The sequence below is a fragment of the Pseudomonas sp. Irchel s3h9 genome (assembly GCF_900187475.1).
Taxonomy (GTDB): domain Bacteria; phylum Pseudomonadota; class Gammaproteobacteria; order Pseudomonadales; family Pseudomonadaceae; genus Aquipseudomonas; species Aquipseudomonas neuropathica.
Genome location: NZ_FYDH01000009.1, coordinates 302,085 through 309,470 on the forward strand (window position 1 = coordinate 302,085; position 7,386 = coordinate 309,470).

Sequence of the window (7,386 nt, forward strand, 5' to 3'; positions counted from 1 at the left end):
GTTTCAATCTATTCACACCCAGGAGATCAGCGATGCCTAGCCGTCGTGAGCGTGCCAACGCCATTCGTGCCCTCAGCATGGATGCCGTGCAAAAAGCCAACAGCGGCCATCCCGGTGCCCCTATGGGTATGGCAGATATCGCCGAAGTGCTTTGGCGCGACTACCTCAAGCACAACCCGAGCAATCCATCGTTCGCCGACCGTGACCGCTTCGTGCTGTCCAACGGCCACGGCTCGATGTTGATCTACTCGCTGCTGCACCTGACCGGTTACGACCTGTCGATTGAAGACCTCAAACAGTTCCGTCAGCTGCACAGCCGCACCCCGGGCCACCCGGAATTCGGCTACACCCCGGGCGTTGAAACCACCACCGGCCCATTGGGTCAGGGTCTGGCCAACGCCGTCGGTTTCGCTCTGGCAGAAAAAGTCCTGGCAGCGCAGTTCAACCGTCCAAACCACAACATCGTTGACCACCACACCTACGTGTTCCTGGGTGATGGCTGCATGATGGAAGGCATTTCCCACGAAGTCGCTTCCCTGGCCGGTACGTTGGGTCTGGGCAAGCTGATCGCTTTCTACGATGACAACGGCATTTCAATCGACGGCGAAGTCGAAGGCTGGTTCACCGATGACACGCCGAAGCGTTTCGAAGCCTACAACTGGCAAGTGATCCGCAACGTTGACGGTCACGACCCGGAAGAGATCAAGACCGCCATCGAAACCGCGCGCAAGAGCCCGCTGCCGACCCTGATCTGCTGCAAGACCACCATCGGTTTCGGCTCGCCGAACAAGCAGGGCAAAGAAGACTGCCACGGCGCCCCACTGGGTGACGCAGAAATTGCCCTGACCCGTCAGGCGCTGAACTGGAACCACGGCCCGTTCGAAATCCCGGCCGACATCTATGCCGAGTGGGATGCCAAGGAAAAAGGTCGCGCGGCCGAAGCCGAGTGGGATCAGCGTTTCGCTGCCTACTCCGCTGCATTCCCGACCGAAGCCAACGAACTGGTGCGTCGTCTGAGCGGTGAGCTGCCGGCCGATTTCTCCGAAAAAGCTTCGGCTTACATCGCTGAAGTTGCGGCCAAAGGCGAAACCATCGCCAGCCGTAAAGCCAGCCAGAACACCCTGAACGCGTTCGGCCCATTGCTCCCGGAACTGCTCGGCGGTTCGGCTGACCTGGCCGGTTCCAACCTGACCCTGTGGAAAGGTTGCAAGGGCGTCAGCGCTGAAGATGCCAGCGGCAACTACATGTACTACGGCGTGCGCGAGTTCGGCATGACCGCGATCATGAACGGCGTGACCCTTCACGGCGGTCTGGTGCCTTACGGCGCGACCTTCCTGATGTTCATGGAATACGCCCGCAACGCCGTGCGCATGTCCGCGCTGATGAAGAAGCAAGTGATCCACGTCTACACCCACGATTCCATCGGTCTGGGCGAAGACGGCCCGACGCACCAGCCGATCGAACAACTGACCAGCCTGCGTACCACACCGAACCTCGACACCTGGCGTCCAGCCGATGCCGTTGAATCGGCCGTGGCCTGGAAAAATGCGCTGGAGCGCAAGGACGGCCCATCGGCGCTGATCTTCTCGCGTCAGAACCTGCAACACCAGGAACGCGATGCCGGCCAGATTGCCGACATCAGCCGTGGCGGTTACGTGCTGAAGGACTGCGCAGGCGAGCCTGAGCTGATCCTGATCGCCACCGGTTCGGAAGTCGGTCTGGCGGTTCAGGCTTTCGACAAGCTGACCGAGCAGGGCCGCAAAGTGCGCGTGGTTTCGATGCCTTGCACCAGCGTGTTCGATGCTCAGGACGCGGGCTATAAGCAAGCCGTGCTGCCGTTGCAGGTGAGCGCGCGTATCGCGATCGAAGCGGCACACGCCGACTTCTGGTTCAAGTACGTGGGTCTGGAAGGTCGCGTGATTGGCATGACCACTTACGGCGAATCGGCTCCAGCTTCGGCCCTGTTCGAAGAGTTCGGTTTTACCCTGGAAAACATCCTCGGTCAGGCTGAAGAGCTGCTGGAAGACTAAGGCACAGCGCGGTGGCCTCAGGGTCACCGCAATCCCTGTGGGAGCTGGCTTGCCAGCGATAGCGTCCGTTCAGTCAGCATATATGTTGAAGCGAATGGCCCTATCGCTGGCAAGCCAGCTCCCACAAGGGTTGTGTTGCAACAAACATTGCGTCTGCCTGCGTACTATCGAGAACCCCATGCCTCAACCGCGTCCCTTCAAAGTTGCACTCAACGGCTACGGCCGCATTGGTCGTTGCGTCTTGCGTGCGTTGTTTGAGCGAGGCGAGAAAGCCGGGTTTGAAATTGTCGCGATCAACGATCTGGCGGACATGGCCAGCATCGAATACCTGACACGCTTCGACTCCACTCACGGCCGTTTTCCGGGCGAGGTGCGAGTAGAAGGCGATTGTCTGCATATTAATGGCGACTGCGTGAAGGTCCTGCGCAGTGCCACCCCCGAAGGCATCGATTGGGCGTCACTGGGCGTCGATCTGGTGCTTGAGTGTTCCGGTGCCTATAACACCCGTGAAGACGGCCAGCGTTTTCTCGACGCTGGCGCGCCACGTGTGTTGTTCTCGCAGCCAATGGCCAGCGAGGCGGATGTCGACGCCACCATCGTTTACGGCGTCAATCAGGATTGCCTGACCGGCGACGAACTGCTGGTGTCCAACGCCTCCTGTACGACCAATTGCGGCGTGCCGCTGTTGCGCTTGCTCGACAAGGCCATTGGCCTCGATTACGTGTCGATCACCACGATTCACTCGGCAATGAACGACCAGCCGGTGATCGACGCCTATCACCACGAAGACCTGCGCCGCACCCGTTCGGCATTCCAGTCAGTGATCCCGGTGTCCACCGGTCTGGCGCGTGGTATCGAGCGCCTGCTGCCGGAACTTGCCGGGCGAATTCAGGCCAAAGCCGTACGCGTGCCGACGGTCAACGTGTCCTGCCTCGACATCACGATGCAGACCGCCACCGCGACCGATGCCAATGAGGTCAACCGGATCCTGCGCGAAGCCGCCACCAGCGGCCCGCTCAAAGGTCTGCTCGCCTATACCGAGTTGCCGCACGCTAGCTGTGATTTCAATCATGACCCACATTCGGCCATCGTCGATGCCAGTCAGACCCGTGTTTCCGGCCCTAAGCTGGTGAACATCCTGGCCTGGTTCGACAACGAATGGGGTTTTGCCAACCGAATGCTGGACGTTGCAGAACACTATCTGCAAACAGCAACTTCAAAAAAACCGTAGGAAGTGCGACCCATGACCGTGTTGAAGATGTCCGACCTCGATCTGCAAGGTAAGCGCGTATTGATCCGCGAAGACCTCAACGTCCCAGTCAAGGACGGTGTTGTCACCAGCGATGCGCGAATCCTGGCTTCGCTGCCGACCATCAAGCTGGCCCTGGAAAAAGGCGCGGCCGTGATGGTCTGCTCGCACCTTGGCCGTCCGACCGAAGGCGAGTTCTCCGCCGAGAACAGCCTCAAGCCTGTCGCTGACTACCTGAGCAAGGCCCTGGGCCGTGAAGTGCCGCTGGTGGCTGATTACCTGGGCGGCGTTGACGTCAAGGCCGGCGACATCGTGCTGTTCGAAAACGTGCGCTTCAACAAAGGCGAGAAAAAGAACGCTGACGAACTGGCCCAGCAATACGCTGCTCTGTGCGACGTGTTCGTGATGGACGCTTTCGGCACCGCTCACCGCGCCGAAGGTTCGACCCACGGCGTGGCCAAGTTCGCCAAGGTTGCGGCTGCTGGTCCACTGCTGGCCGCTGAACTGGACGCACTGGGCAAAGCCCTCGGCGCGCCGGCTCAGCCAATGGCGGCCATCGTTGCCGGCTCCAAGGTCTCGACCAAACTCGACGTGCTGAACAGCCTGAGCCAGATCTGCGATCAACTGATCGTCGGCGGCGGCATCGCCAACACCTTCCTCGCGGCGGCCGGTCACCCGGTCGGCAAGTCGCTGTACGAACCGGATCTGCTCGACACCGCACGCGCTATCGCTGCCAAAGTCAGCGTGCCACTGCCGGTTGACGTAGTGGTTGCCAAAGAATTCGCTGAAACCGCAGAAGCCACCGTCAAGCTGATCGCTGACGTCGCGGCTGACGACATGATTCTGGACATCGGCCCGCAAACCGCAGCCAACTTCGCCGAACTGCTGAAATCTTCGAAAACCATTCTGTGGAACGGCCCGGTCGGCGTGTTTGAATTCGACCAGTTCGGCAACGGCACCAAAGTGCTGGCGCAGGCCATCGCTGAAAGCTCGGCGTTCTCCATCGCCGGCGGCGGCGACACCCTGGCCGCGATCGATAAATATGGCGTGGCTGAGCAAATCTCCTACATTTCCACCGGTGGTGGCGCGTTCCTCGAATTCGTCGAGGGCAAAGTGCTGCCAGCCGTAGAAGTCCTGGAAAGCCGGGCCAAGGCCTAAGGCCGCCCGTTTGGCCAGGCAAAGGAGTGTTTACATGGTCAAGTCGTTAGCACTGTTGTTGCTGACCGGTACGCTGGCGGCCTGCGGGAGTAACCCGAAGGCCGAAGCCACGCCGGCGCCGAGCGAGTCGCAGAAGGGCTGTTATCAGGCCGACTGGCAGGCCGAAACCAACCCGGTGCTGAATAAGCGCTCGGGGCCGGATGGCCTGGACAAATACGAGACGCAAACCCCGGCCAAGGAACATGGTTGTCCTTGACGGGTCTGACTCTTTAACTCAGGGCTGGCGGCGTGTGCTGTCAGTCGAGGAACACGGATGAAAGGCTTGATCGCCATTGCGGCGTTGGCATTGTTGGGCGGTTGCGCGCAGTTGAACCTGTTTCAGTCTTCTGCCCCGGCGGACAACTGGACCACCTGGACCTGCGACAGCCAGGCCAAAGTGCTGTGGCGCTACGCCGATGCCAGCCAGAAGGAAGTCGATGTTCGACTGGGTGGCGGTGATCAGGTCTATCGCCTGAAAGAAGAACCGGGCGCCTCGGGCACGCTGTACAGCGACGGCATGCTGGCGTTTCACGTCAAGGGAGAGGAAGGCCTGGTGTACTGGGTCGCCACCAATGACCTGATCGGCCGCGGCTGCAAAGCCGAGTAATTGCAACACCGCAGGCCCATTGTAGGAGTGAGCCTGCTCGCGATAGCGGCCTGACAGTCGCTGCAATATTGACTGAAAGATTGCTATCGCGAGCAGGCTCACTCCTACAGGGGTTCTGCGCAGTTCTGAAGAATTGGCTTTATCGAATCACCAGACCGGGCCTCAACCCCCGATCTGCAATCACTTGAATAGCCGCCGCCGCTCCGGCAGGCTGGCACGATTAACGACCCTCAACCGGGAGAGACACACACAATGGCACTTATCAGCATGCGCCAGATGTTGGACCACGCAGCCGAATTCGGCTACGGCGTTCCAGCCTTCAACGTCAACAATCTTGAGCAGATGCGCGCCATCATGGAAGCCGCTGACAAGACTGACTCCCCGGTGATCGTTCAGGCTTCGGCCGGCGCTCGCAAATACGCCGGCGCGCCTTTCCTGCGTCACCTGATCCTCGCCGCGATCGAAGAATTCCCGCACATCCCGGTGTGCATGCACCAGGACCACGGCACCAGTCCTGACGTCTGCCAGCGTTCGATTCAACTGGGCTTCAGCTCGGTGATGATGGACGGCTCGCTGGGCGAAGACGGCAAGACCCCGACCGACTACGACTACAACGTCCGCGTTACCCAACAAACCGTAGCCATGGCTCACGCCTGCGGTGTCTCGGTAGAAGGCGAGCTGGGCTGCCTGGGTTCGCTGGAAACCGGCATGGCCGGTGAAGAAGACGGCATCGGCGCCGAAGGCGTTCTGGATCACAGCCAAATGCTGACCGACCCGGAAGAAGCCGCTGACTTCGTCAAGCGCACCCAAGTCGATGCCCTCGCCATCGCCATCGGCACCAGCCACGGCGCCTACAAGTTCACCAAGCCACCTACCGGTGACGTGCTGGCGATCGACCGCATCAAGGAAATCCACAAACGCATCCCGAACACCCACCTGGTGATGCACGGTTCGTCCTCGGTGCCACAAGAGTGGCTGGCGATCATCAACCAGTACGGCGGCGACATCAAAGAAACCTACGGCGTACCGGTTGAAGAAATCGTCGAAGGCATCAAGCACGGCGTGCGCAAAGTCAACATCGACACCGACCTGCGCCTGGCATCCACCGGTGCGATGCGTCGCCTGATGGCCACCAACCCGAGCGAGTTCGACCCACGTAAATTCTTCGGCGCGACCGTAACCGCGATGCGTGACGTGTGTATCGCTCGTTATGAAGCGTTCGGCACTGCCGGTAATGCTTCGAAGATCAAACCGATCTCGCTGGAAGCGATGTATCAGCGTTATCTGAAGGGTGAGTTGAACGCTAAGGTTAACTGAGCCTTCGAGTTGTAGATGCACTAAAAAACCGCCGTCGGGCGGTTTTTTAGTGCATTAGGAATGGTCAACTCAGAATCGACACTCGCTGAGCTGTTTGGATATTTCGCCTACATTAAATTTCCGTCAACTATCAGTCCTGCAGTACCCCCCGACAAGTCCTTATAAAATGGCCATAGCGCAGTGGCCTCGGGGTTGGATTTTTCTTTTTTAAGACCGTTCCACTCCTCGAAGTCTGGACCATCGTTGTTGTATTTAGCCTCGAACGCCCAATTTGCGTCGGATGTTGAAAAGCTCAAATCAGTTTTCTTGGCTGCGTTGTTAAAGTGAAATCCGCCGCTGATGTTTTCCTTGCCAGCAGCGGTGAGAAAAGTACCTTTAAAGCGACCAGCCGATTCATCCATGGTAGTGATTACAAGTTGATGGCCTTTCGGAAACGAGTTGTAAGTACCTTTCATATTTGAATGGGACATTTGAAGCCTCCGCTGTAAATTATTGAATTCAGTTCCTTTGAGTTGTCCCTAAGGAGCCGTTGCTGCGAGAACAGACTAGTTTTCAGCGTTATTCGTTGTCACCTGTAAAAAGTGACAGGTTTTTATATGCTTTTGAAATAATGATCTGTGCAATATGATCTATAGAAAAAGGGGCTTAGTAGAAAAAGGCGACGATTTATTTATCAATGGCAACTAAGGACGTAACACCAAAAGGCCCGCCATCCGTCACCCTTCCAGTTGAGCACAAAACGGGACAGATTTATTAAATCTCCAGGTTACCTCTAGAGCGTTGTGAAATCCGCATTCTCGTGATGTTTTCAATTTCTTCTGTGAAACGCGGACTGCCCGTCAATGGACTAGATAAGTCTGTCCCGAATGGCACTTACTTAACAGCTAACCACTTGAGCTGAAAGCAAAAAATGAAGAAGGGCTGGTCTTGGTCTACGGTGATAGTTGCGAACACACCCCGACAAACCAAGGACACAGCCCCAAATG

The 7,386-nt window shown here is 58.1% G+C and carries 7 protein-coding genes; 6 read left to right on the plus strand and 1 reads right to left on the minus strand.

Annotation, left to right across the window (positions count from 1 at the left end):
* Positions 1-32 precede the first annotated feature (32 nt).
* The 6 genes from tkt (at position 33) to fba (ending at position 6,400) form a co-directional block, all read left to right on the plus strand.
* A complete protein-coding gene (gene tkt / locus CKW26_RS17405) occupies positions 33-2,030 on the plus strand; it encodes a transketolase (RefSeq protein WP_093429867.1) in 1,998 nt (665 codons plus the stop codon).
* A gap of 178 nt (positions 2,031-2,208) precedes the next feature.
* Positions 2,209-3,261, plus strand: a complete 1,053-nt coding sequence (epd, locus tag CKW26_RS17410; RefSeq protein ID WP_064388120.1) for an erythrose-4-phosphate dehydrogenase — start codon at positions 2,209-2,211, stop codon at positions 3,259-3,261.
* A gap of 12 nt (positions 3,262-3,273) precedes the next feature.
* The gene (locus tag CKW26_RS17415) at positions 3,274-4,437 is read left to right on the plus strand and encodes a phosphoglycerate kinase (protein ID WP_007913753.1); all 1,164 of its coding nucleotides are present in this window, start codon (positions 3,274-3,276) and stop codon (positions 4,435-4,437) included.
* A 34-nt stretch (positions 4,438-4,471) separates the two neighbouring features.
* On the plus strand, positions 4,472-4,693 hold the full coding sequence (locus CKW26_RS17420; protein WP_007913756.1) for a hypothetical protein: 222 nt from the start codon (positions 4,472-4,474) through the stop codon (positions 4,691-4,693).
* 57 nt (positions 4,694-4,750) lie between these two features.
* Positions 4,751-5,083: an MliC family protein gene (locus CKW26_RS17425; RefSeq protein ID WP_095049499.1), complete on the plus strand. Its 333-nt coding sequence runs from the start codon at positions 4,751-4,753 to the stop codon at positions 5,081-5,083.
* Between the two features lie 252 nt (positions 5,084-5,335).
* A complete protein-coding gene (fba, locus tag CKW26_RS17430) occupies positions 5,336-6,400 on the plus strand; it encodes a class II fructose-bisphosphate aldolase (protein ID WP_008081027.1) in 1,065 nt (354 codons plus the stop codon).
* A 107-nt stretch (positions 6,401-6,507) separates the two neighbouring features.
* Here the strand turns inward: fba and CKW26_RS17435 are convergent, their stop codons facing one another.
* Positions 6,508-6,870 (minus strand): hypothetical protein, encoded by a 363-nt coding sequence (locus tag CKW26_RS17435; RefSeq protein ID WP_095049500.1) that lies wholly within the window; start codon positions 6,868-6,870, stop codon positions 6,508-6,510.
* Positions 6,871-7,386 lie beyond the last annotated feature (516 nt).